Genomic DNA, 18792 nt, shown 5'->3' with positions numbered 1-18792 from the left:
GTCAGGGGGCCGGCAGCCGCCAGACGCTGACGTCCTCGCCGCGGGAGCCCATCGTCAGCCAGGTCCCGTCACCCAGCCCGATCGGGTGCGGGCCGGTCGCGACCGGATAGCGGATCGGGCCACGGACCTCCAGGGTCTCGACGTCGATGAGCCAGTGCCGCACGCCGGCGGCGCCGTACCCGTGCTCGCTGGTCTCCGCCACGAGCGTGCGGTCGTCGACCAGCCCGCACCGGAAACCCCAGCGGGCCGCGGGATCCGCCGGCTCCAGCCGGTCGGCCCAGAGGGTGCCCAGCATGACGTGGTCGGACGTGCGGTGCACGGTCAGCTCCTGACCCTGCTCGTGTCCGCGGGTCAGGAAGGTGCGCCCGCCCGGCCCGGCGGCGAGCAGGATCCGGTCGTCATCGGGGAGCCGCTCGACGTGCAGGACACCATCGGTGAGCCGTCCCCACAGCGCCGGTGATCCGTCCTGGCCCTCGCCGACGGCCAGGCCCATGACCGCCGGGTCCGGGTGCGGGACGTGGTGCGATCCGGCGGCGTACGTCTCGGTGCCGGCCCGCGCCACGACGGTGCCGTCGGTGGGGTCGATCACCAGCCATGTCTCGGCACTGGACTCACCACGCGGATCGTCGTCCTCGCCGAGCTCCCGTACGTGCGCCCACACCGTCCGGCCGTCGGCGCCGAAGCAGGCCGAGCCGCTGTCGGGATGCCTGTGGTCCGGGTCGGCGGTGTACTCGTCCGCCGTCTCGTGCCTCTCCTCGCACACCCAGCAGCCGTGCGGGATCTCCCACCTGGTCACGCCGTCCGGGGTCATCCCGCGCACCGCGTGCAGACCGGTGAAGACGGCCAGGTCGAGGCCGGGCGCCACGGCGTCGACGCCGCCGGCACCGCGCGGCCAGGGTGCCGGGAAAGCCACCAGCGGGGTGTGGTCGCCTGCGGCCAGGCGGTCGAGGTCGTGGACCGCCAGCGTGGCGTCGGTGCGGGTGGTCACCAGCCGCCGGTCCGGCACGCCCGGCGCCAGGGGGCCGTCGCACGCGGTGGGTAGCGACACCGCGGTGACCGGCTGTGCGTTGATCTCCATGCCGGAGATCATGGCCGATCGACGTGCGGTGCCGCTGCCCGGCGGCCTACCTCCGGAACATGATCGTGTAGCTGCGCGTCTGTGACCTGTCCTCGCTGGTGACCGTGACGGTCGCCGTACGGTCGCGGCCGGTCGGCCCGCGGACGTCCACGGTGGCGTACGGGTCGGCGGCCTCCGCCGTGACCACCGGCAGCTTGCCCCGGGACCGCACCGAGTACGACGTGCGCGCGGGATCGAAGCCGGCCAGGGCGGTGCCGTCGAGGGCGATGCTCGCCGCAGCCGCGTCCGGTGAGGTCCCGGGTGCGGCGGCGAAGACCTCGATCTCGCTGACGGTCATGTGCTGGTTCGGGCGCGCGGTCAGCCCGACCCGGATCGCGTCCGTCGTGGCCGTGGTGGCGACGTCCACCACCGGGGCGGTCGCGGTGCCGGTGGGGACGGTCACCGGGCGGCCGGCGTCGGTCCAGGCGCCTTGCGGGTCGCGTACCTGGACCTGCAGGGTGTCGGCGTAGCTGTCCGAGCCGTCGCGGTAGAAGTGCGTGACGACCCGGGTGACGGCCTGCCGTCCGGCCAGGTCCACGGTCAAGGTGTCGGCGGCGTTCTTCGGCCCCGACCTCCAGTTGGACCACGCCTTGTCGGTCAGCACGCCGTTGCGCAGGCCGTCGGGGGAGTAGCCGGGCTCGGTGAAGGTGGCGGAGACCCCGGTGGACGGTGCGTCCCGTTCGACCGGCCGGGTGACCTGCACGCGGACGGTGGCCGGCAGAGTCCGGCCGTCACCCGCGTCGGCCCGCCCGGTCACGGTCACCACCCCCACCGCGTCGAAGGTTCCGGATGGTGCGACCGGCCACGCCACCGGGCGCTCGACCCGCGCGCCGTGCCGGCCCAGGGCAGTGACGGTGGCCGGCAGCGCCGGCCGGCCGCCCGCGAAGGCCTTGGCCCGGGTCGGCACCGTCGAGACCAGCGTGTCGACCGCGACCGTGGCCAGGGCGCGGTGGGTCCGGCCGAGGGCGTCGGTGGCGACTCCTTGCACGGGTACGGTGCCCGCCCGCTTCCACGCCGCCGCCGACGGCGGCCTCCAGGTGACCGCCAGCGTCCCCCGGGCACCGTCGCGATAGCGCGGCACGACGGTCGCCGGCAGCGTGGGAGCGACCCCGGGCACGGTGAACGCCGCGGTGGGCTCGATCCCGAGCACCGTCTCGTCGATCACCCGCCAGCGCTGGTTGACCCCGGAGTTGGCCGGCCAGGTCGACACCGTGGCGCCGTCCTGGGTGGCCTGGCCGCCGACCTCCAGCAGGCGCCCGGTGGCCACGTTGACCAGCGTGTACGTGCCGTCGCCGGTGGTCGACAGGATCCACTGCGCTCCCGGGGCCGGCTGACGGGCAGCCGGCACCAGGGTCACGGCGCCGTCGACGACGGCGAGCTGCCGGTCCCCGGCGGCGGTGCCGAGCGCGTAGCGGGTGCGGTTGCCGACGCCGGGGGACAGCCTGGTGAGGCGCCAGAGCTGCTCGGGGCTGCGCGGATCATCGGTACGGATCACCGCACCGGTGCCGCCCGGCGTGAGCGACCGGCCACTCTGCACGCCCGGCAGGCGGTACACGTGGCCGTCCTGTACCAGGGCGGCGTCGGATGCCACTCCGGAGACGCCCCGGACCAGCAGGGTGGTCACCGACTCGGCCGGGACCTGGACCGACGCCGAGCGGTCGCGGACCGCGACCGGCGCGCCCCGGCGCAGGGCGCCACCCGCGCTGGTGACGATCGGGGTCACGGTGGCGTTGCGGGCCACGGTGCCGAAGGCGGAGAGATCCAGCCGTACGGTGCGCGCCTGCTTCGTGTCGTTGACGTGCACCACCGTGGCCCGTCCGCCGCTGGAGACGGCCGCGACGCTGGCGGTGTCGCCGACCTTGATCAGCCGGTCGCCGGGGCGGATGTGGTGGGTGAAGTTGCGGACCGTGTCGAACTTGGTGTTGGTGTAGATCGGGCAGGTCCGCAGGGTGTCGGCGGCCGTGCAGGTGAACGGCAGCTGGATGCTGCCCCAGTTGGCGCCCGCGGCGCTCTCCCCGCCGGGCTTCATGTTGTCGTAGTCCTCGACCGGCTGCCAGAACACCCAGGCCGAGGGCTCCAGTTCGCGCAGGTCGTCGACCATCTGCTGGGCCATCCCCAGGCCCGGCGCCATGCTGGTGAAGCTCTGCCCGTCGCCCCAGGAGCCCTCGACCTCGCTCATCCACAGCGGCTTGCGCTCGCCCTTGGCGATGTCCCGCACGGTGGTGCGCTGCCCGGTCCCGTACGTGTGCACGTTCAGCTGGGCGACCAGGTCCCGGACGTCCTGCGGGTAGGCGTTCCAGTTGGTCGCGAAGGTCCCGGGGTTGGTCTCGTCCATGGCCGAGATCCGGGTGTGGCTGCGGGTCGCGGACAGCTTCGCCGCCAGCGCCCGGATCACCTGCTGCTGCCGGGCGGGTCCGGCGTGCGCGCCCTCCTGGCGCCCGCCGACCGGGTTGCCGTCGGCGCCCAGCCGGGTGCCCCAGTACGGCGTGTTGGGTTCGTTGAGCGGGTCGATCGTGTCCACGGTGATGCCGTGCGCCCGCTCCAGTTCCGCGGTCACCCGGGTCAGGTACGTGGCGAAGTCGTCCACGGTGCCGGGGCGGATCTGGTCCTGGGTGGCGTCGAAGCCGCCGGAGACGTACCCGCTGACGGTCTGGAACCAGGGCGGCGAGTTGCTGAAAGTCTCCCAGTGGGTGATGTCCCGCTTGATCCGGTCGATCCACCAGCGCTGGGTCCGGTCGGCGTCGAGGTTCCAGTGCGCCGGATTCCCGGGTTCCCACCAGTCGACGTCGGTGCGGGTGGTGCCGGCGGGGGCCCGCCACCAGCCCTCGACGGCGCCGCCGGGGCGCAGATAGTCGGGCACGTCCGGGGCGTTGCCCCCGCCGATGTTGTAGCGGGCGATGTTGAGGTTGAGTCCCTGCTCGCCGAAGACCAGGTCGGCCAGCTTCTCGCGGACCTCGGCCGGATAGTCGCCGGTGGCGTTGGCGAACCAGACCAGGCTGGTGCCCCAGCCCTCGAACGCCTGACCCTGGTACGACGGATCGGGCCGCACGGTGACCGCGGGTCCGGCGGCGGCCGGCTCGGCGGCGCGGGCATCCCCGCAGGTCAGCGCGCTCAGGGTGAGGACGGTTGCCGTGCAGGCGGCAGCCAGACTCCGGAATCTCACGCGGGCAGGTCTCCTTCGCGGCGGCGATCGGCAATGTTTACGTAAACATCGAGTGCGGTGATGGTGTCAGCCGGCCTCACCGGCGTCAAGGTGTCCGATCTCGGCACTGCTGCTCCCAGCGGTTGCACCGAGGTCAAGTCCTTGATGTGATGCGTCGGTAACAAGTGACATCGATGCGTCACCGAGAGGAAATCTCGTGAAGATCGATCATGGACGGTTCTGGCGGCTGCCCGCGGCCGCGTTGCTCGTGACCGCGGCGCTGACCGGTTGCGGCGACGACGGCGGGGACGGCGACAGCGGCGGCACCCTGACCGTGTGGAGCCTGGAGAACCAGACCGACCGGGTGCAGGCGACCCAGGCCATCGCCGACAAGTTCTCCGCCGCGAGCGGTGTCAAGGTCAAGATCGTCGCGACGGACGAGAACCAGTTCAGCAGCCTGATCACCTCGGCCGCGGCCGCCGGCACACTGCCCGACGTGGTCGGTGCGCTGCCGCTGGGGGCGGTGGCGCAGATGTCCACCAACGACCTGCTCGACACCGAGGCCAGCAAGGCCGTCGTGGACGCGCTCGGCACCGGCACCTTCTCGCCCCGCGCGCTGGAGCTGACCGGTCAGGACGGCAAGCAGCTGGCCATCCCCTCCGACGGCTGGGCCCAGCTGCTCTTCTACCGCAAGGACCTCTTCGACAAGGCCGGCCTGGCCGCGCCCGACACCTACGACAAGATCCGGCAGGCGGCGCAGCAGCTCAACTCCAAGGACGTCGCCGGGATCAGCATGTCCACCATCGGCAACGATGCCTTCACCGAGCAGACCTTCGAGAACCTGGCCCTGGGCAACGGCTGCGAGCTGGTCGACGCGAACAAGACCGTCACCCTGGACTCGCCCCAGTGCGTGCAGACCTTCCAGCTGTACGGCGACCTCGTCCGGAACTTCTCGGTGCCCGGGGCGCAGGACGTGGACACCACCCGCGCGACGTACTTCTCCGGCAAGGCCGCCATGGTGGTCTGGTCCTCCTTCCTGCTCGACGAGATGGCCGGCCTGCGCAAGGACGCGCTGCCCACCTGCGCGCAGTGCAAGGCCGACCCGGCGTACCTGGCCAAGAACAGCGGCATCGTCACCGCGATCGCCGGGCCCGCGGGCAAGCCGGCACAGTTCGGCGAGATCACCAGCTGGACCATCACCAAGGACGGCGAGCGCACCGAGTCGGCCAAGAAGTTCGTCCAGTACATGATGAACGAGGGCTACACCGACTGGTTGGGCATCGCCCCGGAGGGCAAGTTCCCGGTCCGCAAGGGCACCCAGCAGGAGGCCACCAAGTTCACCACCGCGTGGAACGACCTGCCGGCCGGCGTGGACACCAAGAAGCCGCTCGGTGACGTCTACGCCAAGGACGTCATCACCGCGCTGCAGAGCAGCCCGGACACGTTCCAGCGCTGGGGTTTCCCGCAGAAACAGGGCGCCCTGGTCGGGGCGACACTGGGCGAGCTGCCCGTACCCAAGGCGGTCAACGCCCTGGCCGGCGGTGAGCTGGACGCGGCGGGAGCGGCCAAGCGGGCCGCCGACGACGTCAAGAGCATCCAGAAGTCGCTCGAGTAATGGTCGCGACCCGGCCGCCCGCGGCCGTCACCCCGGCGAAGGACAAGCCCGGGAAACGGCCGCTGACCCGGCGGCAGCAGGAGAACCGGGCCGGGCTGATCTACCTGTCGCCCACGCTGATCGTGGTGCTGGTCGTCGTGGTGCTGCCGATCCTGTGGACGGTCATGCTGGCCTTCCAGCGGATCCGGCTGATCAACCTGCGCCGGGCCGGCTTCTTCGGCGAGTACACCTGGGCCAACCTCGAGCTGGTGCTGACCTCGCCCGGCTTCTGGTCGTCGCTGTGGACCACTCTGGCGTACACGATCGGGGCGACCTTCTTCTCGATCCTGTTCGGTCTGATCGCCGCGCTGGCCCTGCGCGGGCGCTTCCGCGGCCGGACGATGGTCCGTGCCTCGGTGCTGCTGCCCTACGTGGCGCCGGTCGTGGCGGTGACCTTCGTCTGGGAGATCATGCTCAGCCCCCAGTTCGGCATCGCCAACAACTGGGGTACGCGCTTCCTGGGCTGGGATCGCCCGATCGCGTTCCTGAGCCAGCGCGAGTACGAGGCGTCGCTGTTCGGCTGGCACTTCGACGTCCCGCTGGCGCTGCTGACGGTCATCGCCTTCGAGGCGTGGCGGTATTTCCCGTTCGCCTTCCTGTTCCTGCTCGCCCGGTTGCAGGCCGTCCCGCGGGACCTGGAGGAGGCGGCGCTGGTCGACGGCGCCGCGCCCACCCAGATCTTCCGCCACATCCTGCTGCCCCAGCTGGGCCCGGTCATCGCCCTGCTGACCGTGCTGCGCTTCATCATGACGTTCAACAAGTTCGACGACGTCTACCTGCTGACCGGCGGCGGGGCCGGCACGGAAGTGGTCAGCGTCCGGGTCTACCAGTTCCTCACCGCGCGTTTCGACATCGGGGCCGCCTCGGCGCAGGCCCTGGTGCTGGCCGCCGGGCTCATCGTCCTGCTCGTCGTCTACCTGAAGTTCATGGCGCCACGAGTGGAAGGCGAGGAGGAGAACTGATGGACCGCGCTGCCGTCGAGACCCGGGTGTTCGGGGTCCTGCGCCGGGTCGTCATCGCCGTGCTCGTCGTGGTGACGCTGTTCCCGTTCCTCTACATGCTGCTGCTGTCGCTGCGCCCGATCGAGGAGGTGCTGCAGAATCCCGGCAAGCTCTGGGTCGGGCCGGCGGAGTGGACCACCTCGACGTACCGGGAGGTGCTGACCCCGGCCGGCCGCGGCGGCCAGGGCTTCCTGCGTTTCCTCACCAACTCGGCGCTGGTCTCGATCGCCGCCACGGCACTGACCCTGCTGGTCTCCATCCCGGGCGCGTACGCGGTCAGCCGCCTGCGTTTCGTCGGCCGGCGCCAGGTGCACTTCCTGTTCCTGTCGGTCTACCTGTTCCCGTCGATCCTGCTGGCGATCCCGCTGTTCGTGCTGTTCACCCGGCTCGGCCTGCGCGGCTCGCTGGCCGGCCTGACCATCGTCTACATCGCTCAGACCGTGCCCGTGTCGATCTACATGCTGCGCAACTACCTCTCGACGATCCCGGTGAGCCTGGAGGAGGCGGCGGCGGTCGACGGCTACTCACGCCTGCAGACCATCCGCAAGGTGATCCTGCCGCTGGCGGCCCCCGCGGTGATGGCCAACGCCCTGTACGTCTTCATGATCGCCTGGAACGAGTTCCTCTTCGCCCTGCTGTTCCTGGTCGAGGACCGCAACGACTGGACGGTGTCGCTGGGCCTGGCGCAGCTCTCCGGCGGCATCGAGGTGAGCAAGACCGTCCTGATGGCCGGGTCGGTGGTGCTGACCCTGCCCATCGTGGTGCTGTTCTTCGCCGCCGAACGGCTGCTGACCGAGGGCCTGACCGCCGGGGCCGACAAGGGCTGAACCCGGCGGGCGTTTCACCATGCGCCGGCGGGGGGTAGATCTCTAGGGTGATCGCATGCCGGCAACGTTGAGCTCCACGAAGACCCGGGCCGCCCTGAGCACGTCGGCCCGGATATCCCTGCAGGTGCTGGTGCTCCTGGTGATGACCGGGGTGGTGCTGTGGCTGCTGGGCAAGATGTGGTCGGTGATCTGGCCGCTGGTGGTGGCCCTGCTGCTGACCACGCTGACCTGGCCGCTGGCCCGGTTCCTGCGCCGGCACCGCTGGCATCCCGCGCTGGCCGCCACCACCGTGACCCTGGTGTCACTGCTGGTCGCCATCGGCGTCATCGTGCTGATCGTGGTGCCGGTCGCGTCGCAGTCCAGTGAGCTGGCCAAGGGTGTGGTCGACGGCATCCAGCAGATCCGCGAGTGGGCCGCCGGGCCACCGCTGAACATCGGCGACGACCAGGTCTCCACGGCCTTCGACGCCGGGATCGACCGGATCCAGAGCAGCGTCGGCAGCATCGTCACCGCGACGGTCACCGGCGTGAGCACCGTGGTCAACGGCATCGTCACCACCGTGCTGGCCATCTTCCTGATGTTCTTCTTCCTCAAGGACGGGCCGCGCTTCCTGCCCTGGCTGACCCGGCAGCTGCCCGGCCGCCTCGCCACCGACGTGCCCACGGTCGCCGCGCGCAGCTGGGACACCCTCGGCGCGTTCGTCCGGTCCCAGGCGTTCGTCGGCCTGCTCGACGCCGTGTTCATCGGGCTCGGCCTGTGGGTCGTCGGGGTGCCGCTCGTGCTCCCGCTCGCGGTGCTGACCTTCGTGACGGCGTTCGTGCCGATCGTCGGGGCCCTCTTCGCCGGTCTGGTCGCCGTGCTGATCGCGCTGGTCTTCAACGGGCCCACCGACGCGCTGATCGTGCTGGCCATCATCGTGGCGGTGCAGCAGCTCGAGGGCAACGTGTTCCAGCCGATGGTGCAGAGCCGCGGCCTCGGCCTGCACGCCGCGGTGGTGCTGCTCGCGGTGACGCTGGGCAGCGGCCTGGCCGGCATCGTGGGCGCGCTGCTGGCGGTGCCGGTCGCCGCGCTGATCGCCGTGTTCTGGAACTACCTGCGCGAGCAGCTCAGCGACCCGGAGCCGGTGCCGGACCCGGTGCCCGAACCGGACACGGTGGCGGAGTGACGCCTCAGAAGAAGTCGCCGCGCACCTTGAGGTCGGCGCCGTCCTCGACGGTCGCGGCGGTCACCGAGTAGCTGTCGTCACCGGCGTCCCGGCCGCCCTGGTTGTCGTAGCCGTACCTCGCGGTGAAGACGTACGTGCCCGCGCGCAGGGTGGCGCCGCCGGCCAGCGTGAAGTGGTAGACCAGCGCGTCCCGGTCGCGGATCACGGTGGTCTCGATCGTGGCGCCGGTGACGTCGTGCGTGCTGCCCTGGTCGGTGAGCCCGGCCGTCGGCGCCACCCGGACGGTGAGCTCCAGCGCGCGCACCGGCTCGCGGAGCTTGAGGGTGATGTCGCTGCGGCCGTCGGTGTCGTCGCTGTTCGGGTTGATCGAGCCATCGGCCCGGATCGCGTCCCGCCGCGCGGCGTCCTCGGCCGCCGATGATCGGGCGTTTCCCGATGCCCCGGGCGGCGATGCCCCGGGCGGCGATGCCCCGGGCGGCGATGCCCCGCGCGGCGATGCCCCGGGCGGCGATGCCCCGGGCGGCGATGCCCCGCGCGGCGATGCCCCGCGCGGCGATGCCCCGGCTGACGGGACCCCGGCTTGCGGCGTCGCGGCTTGCGGCGTCGCGGCCGACGGCGTCGCGGCCGGCACGGTAGTGACGGCGGGCTGCGGGCCGTCGGCCAGGGCCCACCGGGCCATCCCGCCGACCCCCAGAATGGTGGCCACGGCCAGCGCGGAACCGGCCAGCCGCACGGCCTGCCCGGCGGGCGGCCGCTCGGCGACCGGCGGACCGGCGCGGTGCCGCGCGACCCGGTGCAGGATGGCGGCGCGGTCCGGCTCGTGCGCGGCCGCCAGATCGCCCAACCGGGTACGCAGCTCGTGCTCCGAGAGCTCCGGGTAGCTCCTCATCGGGCCGCCTCCCGGCCGCCGGGACCGGTGCTCGCCAGCGAGTCACCGAGCAGCTCGGCCAACTGGCGCACACCTTTCACCGCCCGGCTGCGTACGGTCGCGGGGGAGATGCCGAGGGCGCGCGCCACCTCGTCGTCGGTGAGGCCGGACGCGTACCGCAGCACGACGCAGACCCGGCGCCGGTGCGGCAACCGGCGCAGCGCACCCGGCAGGTCCATCGCCCCGGCCGCGTCGCGCCGGCCCGGCCCGGGCCGCAGCAGTCGTCGTTCGCGGCCGCGGGCCAGCGTGGCCACCAGGCCCCGCGCGTGGGCCGCCGGGTCGTCGCCCAGCCGCGGCCAGGCCCGCCGCACCCGGCCGAGGGCGTCGGCGGCCAGGTCGTCGGCGCCGGCCGCGTCGCCGGTCAGCAGGTACGCCAGCCGGGACAGCTCGACGTGATGACGGTCGAAGAACGCGAGGAAGCCGGAGCCGTCGTCAGCCATCGGCACCGCCTCCCTCCGCACCGATTCACCCGGTCCGCCGCGATGACCGTAGAGGCCGGTGCCTCGCCCGGGCAATGCGATCGGGATCTCGAAGAAACTTTCGGGCGGCCAGCAACGTTTCCGCCGTCCCGGACCACCTTCCCGGGACTTCGGAAGGCTCCGGGGTAACGTGCAGATCATGGCAGGAGGATCCCGCCGCGCCGTGGCCGTGCTCTGCGGCATCCAGTTCGTCGATGTGCTCGGCGTGACCAGCGGCATCACCGCGCTGCCGGCGATGCTGTCGGGCGTGTCGGCGCCGCCCGCGGCCACTCCCGTCCTGGCGACCGTCTACGCGATGTTCTTCGGCGGCCTGCTGGTGCTGGGCGCCCGGCTGGGCGACCGGTACGGCCACCGCCGCGTCCTGCTGCTCGGCTGCGCGGCCTTCGCGCTGGTCAGCCTGGTCGGCGCGAGCGCGCAGGAGGTGGTGCAGCTCGTCACGGCCCGCGGGCTCCAGGGCGCGGCCGCAGCGATCAGCGTCCCGTCCGCGCTGCGGCTCCTGCTGGACGCGAGCCCCGAGCCGGACGACCGCCGCGGTGCGCTCGCGGCCTGGAGTGCCAGCGGGGCCGCCGCGGGCGCGCTCGGGCTGCTGGTCGGCGGCGTGCTCACGGACGTGTTCGACTGGCGGGCCGTCTTCTGGGTGAACCTGCCGGTCGGCCTCGTCCTGATCGTGGCGGTCCGGCTGACGATCCCGCGATCGCCGGGCGAACGCGAGCCGGTGCGCCTGGACCTGACCGGCGCGGCCCTGCTGACCGGCGCGGTGATGGCTCTCATCGTGGGGGCGTCCGCGCTGGAGAACCCGCACGCCCGCACGGCCGGCGCGCTGCTGATCGTCGCGGGCCTGGCCGCCGGGGCAGTGTTCGTCGTCCACCAGCGCCGGGTCAGCGCGCCGCTCGTGCCCCGGGCGGCGTTCGCCTCGGCGAACCTGCGTACGGGAACGGTGGTGTCCTTCGTCAACACCGCGACGACCAGCTCGACCGGCGTGCTCGCCACCCTGTCGCTGCAGCAGGAGCGGGGCATCTCAGCCGTGGGGGCGGGACTGGCGCTGGTCCCGTTCAGTCTGGGGGTCGTGGTCGGCTCGGCGCTGACCAAGCCGCTCGGCGCCCGGTTGTCCGTCCGCCGGCTGGCCGCTGCCGGCCTGGCCGGGATCGCCGCCGGCAACCTGCTGCTGGTGCTGACCTACGGCAGCGTCGCGGGCGTGGTGGCCGGGGTCGCGGTGGCCGGCATCGGTCTCGGGGTGGCCTCGGTCGCGGGCACGGCAATCGGCACCGACGTGGCCGACGACCTCAGCGGTACGGCCAGCGGTGTGCTCAACACCGGCGCGCAGCTGGGGACGGCCGTCGGGGTCGCGGCGCTCCTCCTGCTGGCCGCGACTGTCGGCGGGTCCGGCACCGCGGTGGCCTGGGCTGTGGCCGCGGGCCTGGCCGGTGTCACCGGCGTGATCCTGCTGACCCCGGCATCGTTACGCTCCCGGGCATGAGACGTCGTGGCGTAGCGCTCGTCGCGGGCGCGGTGGTCACCGTGCTGCTGGGCGCCGGGATCCGGTTCTGGCCGCTGCCGTACGTGGTGCTGGAGCCGGGGCCCACCGTGGACACGCTGGGCCGGCACGAGGGTGCGCAGGTCATCTCGGTGAGGGGCGGCCAGGCGTCCGACTCGGCGGGGCAGTTGCGGCTGACCACCGTCCTGGTGGACACCGAGGTCGGGCTGCGGGAAGCGGTGGAGGCCTGGTTCGACGGTGACCGGGCGGTGGCGCCGCGCAGCCGGGTCTACCCGGCGGGGCGGAGCGCCGAGCAGGTCGATCGGCGCAACGCCGAGCAGTTCGCCTCGTCGGTGCGTAACGCGGAGAAGGCCGCTCTGCGCGTGCTGGGCTCTTCGTCCGCGCAGGTCGAGGTTCAGATCGAGGTGGACGAGATCGGCGGCCCCAGCGCGGGGCTGATGCTGACCTTGGGCATCATCGACAAGCTGACGCCGGCCGACCTCACGGGCGGGCGGATCATCGCCGGCACCGGAACGGTCGACGAGGCGGGCGCGGTCGGGCCGATCAGCGGCATCCCGCAGAAGCTGCTCGGCGCCCGGGCGGCGGGGGCTGAGCTGTTCCTGGTGCCCCAGGCCAACTGCGCCGAGGCGGTCCGGAACGCGGTGCCGGGACTGGCCATGGCCAAGGTCGCGACGGTCGACGAGGCGCTGGCGGCGGTCCGGACGTTGGTGGCCGGGGGAGCCCCTCCGCCCTGCGCGGCCGCCTGAGCGCACTTCCTCGATCGGCCGGGCCGGCTCCGATCGCCGGCCGGGTTGCGACGCGACCTCTGCGTGCCGGCCCGGACGAAGATACGGCGACCTTGAGCCCCCGACAGGCCGACGGCCGTGCCCGACCCTGGCCGTGTCCGGTCGGAGAGCGTCATGGGCGGCAGGTGAAGAGGCTCGACCACGCGGCACGGTAGGGGTGGCCCCAGCTGAAGCCGGGTGCCACCAGGTTGGACGGTGCGGCGTCGAGGCCGAAGGATGGGGACCACGCGGGCTTGTCGTCTATTTCGTCGCGCTGGTCGGGTTGGCGCTGCACGGCTTGGCGCTGACCATCGCGTCGCTCATCATCGCGGCTGACCCGTCGCTGGTCGGCCTCACGTCGTTCGTTCCAGCGCGCGCGCTGACCTTCTATGTCACTTCGAACGCGTCACTGATCCTCTACACCGTCGTCCTGTTCGTGCCCATGGGGAAAAGGAAACGGTCCGCTGTCGCGCACAACGTCGTTTTCAACGTCTTGTCGCCGGCCTTTCTGCTGGGCTGGCATGCCATGGACATGAAGTCGACAGTGGGACTGGCGATCGACGCGATTCCCCCCGTTCTCATGGCCGCCTATTTCGTCACCTGCAGACAGGCCCGAACGACCCTTCGCAACTGACGTCGTCCCAATTTCAGGCCAGGTTCCTAGGATGCATTACAGGTTGTGCCGGCTGACGCACGAAACTCCGGCGTCGTGGAAGTGGTGAGCGTCGGAGCTTCCGGCGGGACTACGTGAGGGGCAGGTCGAGGTAGGAGCCGCTGCCGATGGTGACCGTGTCGTCCGGGGCGTTCTCGTCGTAGTACAGGGATCGACCGTGTCGACGACCAGGGTGAGGGAGTGGCCGGCCGGCAGGTCGAACGCGGTGGCCGGCAGGGGTCAGGTCCACGCTGCGGTCACTGCGGGAGGTGCTGCACGATCTGGTCGCCATGCGCCCGCTCGTCCTGCTCGCCCGGCGCTTCGATCCCGGTGCCCGGGACCGGTATCAGCAGCGGTTGCTGGCCGCCTTCGGCGAACCGTTGCGGCGGGCGCAGAGCCAGGGGTACGTGCGCAGCGACGTCACCCCGGCGGATCTGTTGCTGTTGCTGGCGATGGTGCAGGCTGTCGCCGAAAGCACCGAGGACCGGGCCACCGTGGACGGCTCGATCGAGCTGGTGCTCGACGGCGTCTTCAACGACCTGAGCTGATGGAAAGCGCCACCGCGGATCAGCGGCAGCGGCTGACGGGGTGGGTGGCGAGCTTGTGGGCCTCATCGGCCTCGGCCTTGAGCTGGTCGAGGCGTGCCAGCATCCCGCTGGCCCGGGCGTCCAGGAGGCCGCGCGCGCTGAGCGCCTCGATCAGGCTCTGCTGGGCCTCGACCAGGTCGCGGACGGCCCGGCAGAGCGAACTGAGGTCCGGCCCGACGTCGTCCATCCCTGCAATGTACAAGCATCTGGCCTGGTCAGGGACCCGGGGCGGAGATTGGGGCCGATCAGGAGGCCACCGTCGAGTCGCGGATCACCAGCTTGGCCGGGTGCGTGTGCACGCCGGGCCGGGCCACGCCGTCGATGGCTTCGAGCAGCAGGCCCGCCGCGGCCCGGCCCAGGCCCTCCAGGTCCATCTCGACGCTGGTGAGCGTGGGGCGGCTGGCCAGGGCCATGACGTCCCAGTTGTCGAAGCCGGTCAGGGCCACCTCGGCCGGGACGTGACGGCCGGCCTCGCGCAGGGCGTCACCGGCGCCGCGGGCGATCTGGTCGTTGCCGCCGATCACCGCGTCGAACTGCAGGCCTCGGGCCAGCAGGATGCCGGCCGCCTGGCGTCCCCAGGCCTCGCTCCACTCGCCGTACATCGGGGCGGTGACCAGGTCGATGCCGGCCTCGGTGAGGCGGGCGGTGGTCGCGTCGGCGCGTACCCGGGCCGAGTGGTGGTGTTCCGGGCCGGTGATGTGCACGAAGCGCCGGCGTCCGACGGTCAGCAGGTGGTCGACGGCCTGGCGGGCGCCGCCCGCCTCGTCCGGCACGATCGAGCAGTCGGCGGGGTCGGCCGAGGCCAGGAAGGCGTAGACGACCGGCACGCCGGCGGGCCCGCCGATCGGCGGGCGGGTCCCGGCCCGGCGGCCGGTCACGATGATGCCGTCGACCCGGCGGCCCAGCAGGACCTTGAGGTGGTGCTGCTCGCGGATCGGGTCGTCGCGGGCGTCGCACAGCAGGACGGAGATCTGCCCGCCGCCCAGGGTGTCCTCCGCGCCGATCAGCAGCGGGATGCTGAACCGGCCGATGGTGTCCGTGGTGATCATGCCGACCGTGTAGGTGCGGCCGGCGTGCAGGTCGCGGGCCGCCTGGCTGGGCCGGAAGTCGAGCCGGGCCGCGGCCTGGCGGACCCGGTCGACGGTGTCGGCGCGCAGCGAGCCGCGCCCGTTGAGAGCCTTGGAGGCGGTGCCCACCGAGACCCCGGCCAGGGCAGCCACGTCGCGGATGGTGACGGGACGCTGCCGGGGCATGCTGTGAACCTACCGTGCGCCGGTGCCGGGCCCGTCGCGGTGGACCCGGCACCGGCGCCGATCAGCTCAGCTGCACGTAGTCCAGCTCGGCGTAGCCGGTGCGGGCGCTGAGCTGCGGTGCGCCCTTGGCCAGCCGGATGACGTTGTAGCCGGCGCGCAGGGTGACGGTCGCGTTCACCGTCGCCCCGAAGGCACCCCAGGCGCCTGTCGGTGGATAGCTGACGGTGCTCCAGGCGCCGCCGTTGTAGGCCAGGCCGTGGGTGGCGGTCGCGCCGGTCCCGTTGGCGTAGCCGATGGTCATCGTGTACGCCCGGGCCGTCGGCACGTTCACGAGGAAGTCGACGAACGACTGGTCACGCGCGGTCGCCGAGCCGTCGATCTGCCCGACGTAGCCGCCGTTGGAGGCCGAGCCGGAGGAGAACCGGTTGGCGTTGACCACCGTGGCGTTCTCGGCCTCGTAGCGCTGCTGCCAGGTGGCGGCCCCGCTCGCCGGGGTGATGAGCAGCTGGTACGCCGCCAGCGCGTCCATCCCGTTGACGGGCACGCTGATGCTGCCGTTGGTGACGTTGTACGTCGTCGCGGAGACAGTGACCGGGGCGCTCTGGTTGGTGGCGCGCCCGGTGGTGTTGGTACGCGACAGCGTCACCCGTACCTGCGAGCCGAGCGCACCGAGCCCGTTGACCCGCACGGTGTTGTTACCGCTGTCGCCGCCGAGCACGACGTTGACGAAGCGACGCGTGGGGTCGTACGAGGCGACGCCGTCCAGCCACGAGCCCGGCACGGTCTGCACGACGTTCCCGGCCATGTCGCCGTACCACTTGTAGGCCCAGTAGGACGCGGTCGGCGCATTGTTGTGCAGCAGGCCGTTGACGGTGCCCGCCTCGTACCAGTAGGCGCGTTCGGCGGAGCGGATGCCGTGCCGTTCGAAGACCGCCATGTAGTGCACCGCGACGCTCGGGATGTCGACCTGGCTCGGCGAGGCGTACTCGTTGATCGAGATCGGCCGGGGCGGGATGCCCAGCGACCGCTCGACCGCCCGGTAGTCGGCGACGTGGGCCGCGACGTTCAGGTAGTCGTCGTTGCCGAGCTCGTGCCAGACGATCACGTCCGGCAGGGTGCCGGTGTCCCGGGCGTTGGTGAGGAACTCGACCATCCAGTTGTGGTTGTAGTACGAGTGACTGGGTCCGACGATCGGCGTGACGGTGTCCAGGGAACGGATCAGCCGGTGGGTGCGGGTCCAGCCGGCGGTGAACGGCCCGGCGGCGGTGGTGTTCCACGTCCAGTCCGGCTCGTTCCACAGCTCCCAGCCGTCGATGTTGGTGGTGCCGGTGGCGTTGAGCCGGGCCTGCACCATCGTGCGGGCCTTGGCCTCCCAGTCGGCCCAGCTGACCCAGCGGTACGGGAAGTTGGGGTAGATGTCGGGCATGCGCAGGAACTGCTGGGCGCCCGCGCTGGTCACCTTTCCGGCGACCAGCAGGCCGTCGCAGCACGGCTGGGTGGCGCCGTTGCCGAGCTGCTGAACGCCGGGTGGCGGCTGGGTCAGGTGGTTGAGCCGCAACGGATACAGCTGCTCCAGCGGCGGCTTGGTGCCGGTGTCCAGGGCGTAGAGACCGCCGGACGCCACGTGGGTGACGGGCCGGACGGTGGTGCCGACGTTGACGGTGAGGGTGTTGCCGGCCGCCTGGGCCGGCCCCGGGAGCGCGCCGACGGCGGCGAGCGTCAGGACGGTGAGGGCGGCGGCTGCGGTTCTTCGGTGTCGCACGGTGTGCACCTCGATCGTGGGGGAGGGGAGGAGCGGGTCATGCCTCCGGTGCGGCCGTGGGGATCCAGACCCGCATGGGTCCGGGGGCCCGGTTGGCCCACAGGAAGTAGGGGATGGCCGTGACGGTGCCGGCCGTGGTGGCCGGCGGCTCGTCCCGCGGCCCGGTGCGGTAGAGCGGGGCGGCTTCGGCGGGACGGGCCACGACCGGGGCCAGCAGGGTCACCGGGGCCAGGGCGTCCTCGCGGTGCACGACCTCGATCGGCCGGCCCGGGTCCAGGGCGAGGTCCTCGAGGACCACGCCGGGCAGGGACACGTCGGCGTGTTCGAGGCAGTAGACCAGCGGGCCGCGGGTGAGGGCCGCTGTGCCGCGTACCGCGTCGATCCGGGGGTGGGGCCGCACCAGCCGGGGCGGCATCGCCAGGGTGAGGACCACCTGGTCGCCGGTCCGCCAGGCCCGGGTCAGCCGCAGGTAGCCGTCCTCGGCGGCGGTCGCGTCGGGCTCACCGTTGACGGTCAGCCGCGCGTCGGCGCACCAGGACGGCACCCGCAGGGCCAGCGTCCAGGGCGTCGCTGCGTCCTCGGTGAGCGAGATGGTGATCTGCTCGTCCCACGGGTAGCGGGTGCTGACCTCGACCGGGCCGAACGTGCCGGTGGCGTACAGGTGCAGCTGCAGGCCGCTCTGGTCGCCGGTGGCCAGGTACGCGTGCAGCGACGCCATCAGCCGGGCCAGGTTCGGCGGGCAGCACGCGCAGGAGTACCAGCCCAGCCGTTGTGAGGGCGCGTCCTCGTGCGAGCCGTCGTGGCCGGTGCGCAGCTGCAGCGGGTTGGAGTAGAAGAACGAGGTGCCGTCGACCCCGGTGCTGCCGGCGATGCCGTTGTGCAGCAGCCGTTCCATCTCGTCGGCGTACCGGGCGCGGCCGGTGGCCAGCAGCAGCCGCCAGGCCCACTGGAAGCTGCCGATCGCCGCGCAGGTCTCGGCGTAGGCCCGGTCCGGCGGCAGCTCGTACGGGTCGCCGAACGACTCGTCGCGGTGCCGGGAGCCCTGCCCGCCGGTGAGGTAGGTCTTGCTGCCCAGTGCCGAGTCCCACAGCCGTTCGGCCGCCGTCAGCAGCTCGCTGTCGTGGGTCTCGACGGCCACGTCGACCGCGCCGGCCAGCAGGTAGAGCTGGCGCACGACGTGCCCGGTGACCTCGTCGGCCGTCCGGACCGGCTGGTGGTCCTGGTAATAGCGCGGGCCCAGCTTGTCCGGCTCGATCAGGCCGTGCCCGCGCCGGTCGACGAAGCGGGCCGCCAGATCGAGGTACGGCTCGTGGCCGGTGAGGCGGTACAGCTCCACGAGCGCCGTCTCGATCTCCGGGTGGCCGCAGATCGCCGCGGTGCCGTCCGGGCCGTACCGGCGTACCAGCAGGTCCGCGAAGCGGCGGGCGACCCCGACGAGCTGCTGGACGGCCGCCGCGTCGGTGCCCGGTGCCCGGGCGGCCGCGACGGCCGCCTGGATCAGGTGCCCGGCGCAGTACATCTCGTGGCTGAAGTGCAGCTCGGTCCACTGCCGGTCGCGGTGGTCGCTCTGGTAGTAGGAGTCCAGGTAGCCGTCGGGGTCCTGGGCCTTCTCCAGCAGCGACGCCGTGTCGGCCAGGAAGCCGGACAGCCGTGGGCTCAGGGTGCCGGTCCGGCCCAGCTCCCAGGCCGCCGCCTCCAGCGTCTTGTAGACGTCGGTGTCGGCGAACCACATGCCCGCGAAGGCGGTGGGCCCGTCGCCGACGACCCGGCGCAGGTTGGCCAGGTTTCCCGCCGTGTCGAGATTGTCGACGCAGTGCGGCAGGGTCGCGGCGGCGTTACGGGCCTGCCAGCCACCGAGCAGGCCGGTCGGCGAGAGCTGGACGGCGTCCGCCGGCAGCGGGTGCAGCGCGGCCACGGCCCGGGCGGTGGGCGCGACGGGACCGGCGGAACGGGTGGGTTCGGTCAT

Annotated in this window: 16 protein-coding genes; 8 read left to right on the top strand and 8 right to left on the bottom strand. The window is 72.4% G+C overall.

All coding sequences use genetic code 11. The features are described from left to right. Position 1: 1 nt before the first annotated feature. Both AB0C12_RS32300 and AB0C12_RS32295 read right to left on the bottom strand, forming a co-directional pair. Positions 2–1078 carry a hypothetical protein gene (locus AB0C12_RS32300; protein WP_360553646.1) on the bottom strand — a complete coding sequence of 359 codons (1077 nt, stop codon included), beginning with the start codon at positions 1076–1078 and terminating at the stop codon, positions 2–4. A 46-nt stretch (positions 1079–1124) separates the two neighbouring features. Continuing rightward, complete coding sequence (locus AB0C12_RS32295; protein WP_360553645.1) at positions 1125–4280, bottom strand: glycoside hydrolase; 3156 nt, start codon at positions 4278–4280, stop codon at positions 1125–1127. Between the two features lie 196 nt (positions 4281–4476). On the opposite strand from AB0C12_RS32295, the gene AB0C12_RS32290 reads away from it, so the two are divergent. Genes AB0C12_RS32290 through AB0C12_RS32275 form a run of 4 tightly spaced genes read left to right on the top strand, consistent with a single transcriptional unit; the run spans position 4477 to position 8906 of the window. Further along, positions 4477–5874 (top strand): extracellular solute-binding protein, encoded by a 1398-nt coding sequence (locus tag AB0C12_RS32290; protein ID WP_360553644.1) that lies wholly within the window; start codon positions 4477–4479, stop codon positions 5872–5874. Then, a complete protein-coding gene (locus tag AB0C12_RS32285; RefSeq protein ID WP_360553643.1) occupies positions 5874–6875 on the top strand; it encodes a sugar ABC transporter permease in 1002 nt (333 codons plus the stop codon). Before AB0C12_RS32290 ends, AB0C12_RS32285 begins: the two co-directional genes overlap by 1 nt. Beyond that, positions 6875–7741 (top strand): carbohydrate ABC transporter permease, encoded by an 867-nt coding sequence (locus AB0C12_RS32280; RefSeq protein WP_360553642.1) that lies wholly within the window; start codon positions 6875–6877, stop codon positions 7739–7741. The genes AB0C12_RS32285 and AB0C12_RS32280 overlap by 1 nt, the downstream gene beginning before the upstream one ends. Positions 7742–7796: 55 nt before the next feature. Continuing rightward, positions 7797–8906, top strand: a complete 1110-nt coding sequence (locus AB0C12_RS32275; RefSeq protein ID WP_360553641.1) for an AI-2E family transporter — start codon at positions 7797–7799, stop codon at positions 8904–8906. Positions 8907–8910: 4 nt separating this feature from the next. Here AB0C12_RS32275 and AB0C12_RS32270 read toward each other — a convergent pair whose 3' ends face one another. Together AB0C12_RS32270 and AB0C12_RS32265 are read right to left on the bottom strand one after the other, a co-directional pair. After that, positions 8911–9795 carry a hypothetical protein gene (locus AB0C12_RS32270; protein WP_360553640.1) on the bottom strand — a complete coding sequence of 295 codons (885 nt, stop codon included), beginning with the start codon at positions 9793–9795 and terminating at the stop codon, positions 8911–8913. Then, positions 9792–10274 (bottom strand): sigma factor-like helix-turn-helix DNA-binding protein, encoded by a 483-nt coding sequence (locus tag AB0C12_RS32265; protein WP_360553639.1) that lies wholly within the window; start codon positions 10272–10274, stop codon positions 9792–9794. The genes AB0C12_RS32270 and AB0C12_RS32265 overlap by 4 nt, the downstream gene beginning before the upstream one ends. A 178-nt stretch (positions 10275–10452) precedes the next feature. Between AB0C12_RS32265 and AB0C12_RS32260 the strand changes: the two genes are divergently transcribed. From AB0C12_RS32260 to AB0C12_RS32245, 4 genes are all read left to right on the top strand, one after another. Further along, a complete protein-coding gene (locus tag AB0C12_RS32260) occupies positions 10453–11790 on the top strand; it encodes an MFS transporter (protein WP_360553638.1) in 1338 nt (445 codons plus the stop codon). Further along, positions 11787–12554, top strand: coding sequence for a S16 family serine protease (locus AB0C12_RS32255; protein ID WP_360553637.1), 768 nt, complete (start codon positions 11787–11789; stop codon positions 12552–12554). The genes AB0C12_RS32260 and AB0C12_RS32255 overlap by 4 nt, the downstream gene beginning before the upstream one ends. A 196-nt stretch (positions 12555–12750) precedes the next feature. Then, positions 12751–13206: a hypothetical protein gene (locus AB0C12_RS32250; RefSeq protein ID WP_360553636.1), complete on the top strand. Its 456-nt coding sequence runs from the start codon at positions 12751–12753 to the stop codon at positions 13204–13206. Positions 13207–13493: 287 nt separating this feature from the next. Then, positions 13494–13772: a hypothetical protein gene (locus AB0C12_RS32245; protein WP_360553635.1), complete on the top strand. Its 279-nt coding sequence runs from the start codon at positions 13494–13496 to the stop codon at positions 13770–13772. Positions 13773–13791: 19 nt separating this feature from the next. Here the strand turns inward: AB0C12_RS32245 and AB0C12_RS32240 are convergent, their stop codons facing one another. The 4 genes from AB0C12_RS32240 to AB0C12_RS32225 form a co-directional block, all read right to left on the bottom strand. Beyond that, the gene (locus AB0C12_RS32240; protein ID WP_360553634.1) at positions 13792–13998 is read right to left on the bottom strand and encodes a hypothetical protein; all 207 of its coding nucleotides are present in this window, start codon (positions 13996–13998) and stop codon (positions 13792–13794) included. Between the two features lie 58 nt (positions 13999–14056). Beyond that, the gene (locus AB0C12_RS32235; protein ID WP_360553633.1) at positions 14057–15064 is read right to left on the bottom strand and encodes a LacI family DNA-binding transcriptional regulator; all 1008 of its coding nucleotides are present in this window, start codon (positions 15062–15064) and stop codon (positions 14057–14059) included. A gap of 61 nt (positions 15065–15125) precedes the next feature. Further along, positions 15126–16826 carry a CBM35 domain-containing protein gene (locus AB0C12_RS32230; RefSeq protein ID WP_360553632.1) on the bottom strand — a complete coding sequence of 567 codons (1701 nt, stop codon included), beginning with the start codon at positions 16824–16826 and terminating at the stop codon, positions 15126–15128. Positions 16827–16863: 37 nt separating this feature from the next. Continuing rightward, entirely contained in the window at positions 16864–18792 is a 1929-nt protein-coding gene (locus tag AB0C12_RS32225) for a beta-L-arabinofuranosidase domain-containing protein (RefSeq protein ID WP_360553631.1), read from the bottom strand.

Origin of the sequence: Actinoplanes sp. NPDC048967 (assembly GCF_040649415.1) — a bacterium.
In the GTDB taxonomy this organism is placed as follows: Bacteria; Actinomycetota; Actinomycetes; order Mycobacteriales; family Micromonosporaceae; genus Actinoplanes.
Note: the sequence above shows the minus strand (reverse complement) of the source record. Positions and strands in the feature narration are given on the sequence as shown.

Coding starts and splice junctions, on each gene's coding strand:
- AB0C12_RS32300 (WP_360553646.1), bottom strand. CDS start 1,078: ATGGAGATCAACGCACAGCCGGTCACCGCGGTGTCGCTACCCACCGCG.
- AB0C12_RS32285 (WP_360553643.1), top strand. CDS start 5,874: ATGGTCGCGACCCGGCCGCCCGCGGCCGTCACCCCGGCGAAGGACAAG.
- AB0C12_RS32280 (WP_360553642.1), top strand. CDS start 6,875: ATGGACCGCGCTGCCGTCGAGACCCGGGTGTTCGGGGTCCTGCGCCGG.
- AB0C12_RS32275 (WP_360553641.1), top strand. CDS start 7,797: ATGCCGGCAACGTTGAGCTCCACGAAGACCCGGGCCGCCCTGAGCACG.
- AB0C12_RS32270 (WP_360553640.1), bottom strand. CDS start 9,795: ATGAGGAGCTACCCGGAGCTCTCGGAGCACGAGCTGCGTACCCGGTTG.
- AB0C12_RS32265 (WP_360553639.1), bottom strand. CDS start 10,274: ATGGCTGACGACGGCTCCGGCTTCCTCGCGTTCTTCGACCGTCATCAC.
- AB0C12_RS32260 (WP_360553638.1), top strand. CDS start 10,453: ATGGCAGGAGGATCCCGCCGCGCCGTGGCCGTGCTCTGCGGCATCCAG.
- AB0C12_RS32255 (WP_360553637.1), top strand. CDS start 11,787: ATGAGACGTCGTGGCGTAGCGCTCGTCGCGGGCGCGGTGGTCACCGTG.
- AB0C12_RS32240 (WP_360553634.1), bottom strand. CDS start 13,998: ATGGACGACGTCGGGCCGGACCTCAGTTCGCTCTGCCGGGCCGTCCGC.
- AB0C12_RS32235 (WP_360553633.1), bottom strand. CDS start 15,064: ATGCCCCGGCAGCGTCCCGTCACCATCCGCGACGTGGCTGCCCTGGCC.
- AB0C12_RS32225 (WP_360553631.1), bottom strand. CDS start 18,792: ATGACCGAACCCACCCGTTCCGCCGGTCCCGTCGCGCCCACCGCCCGG.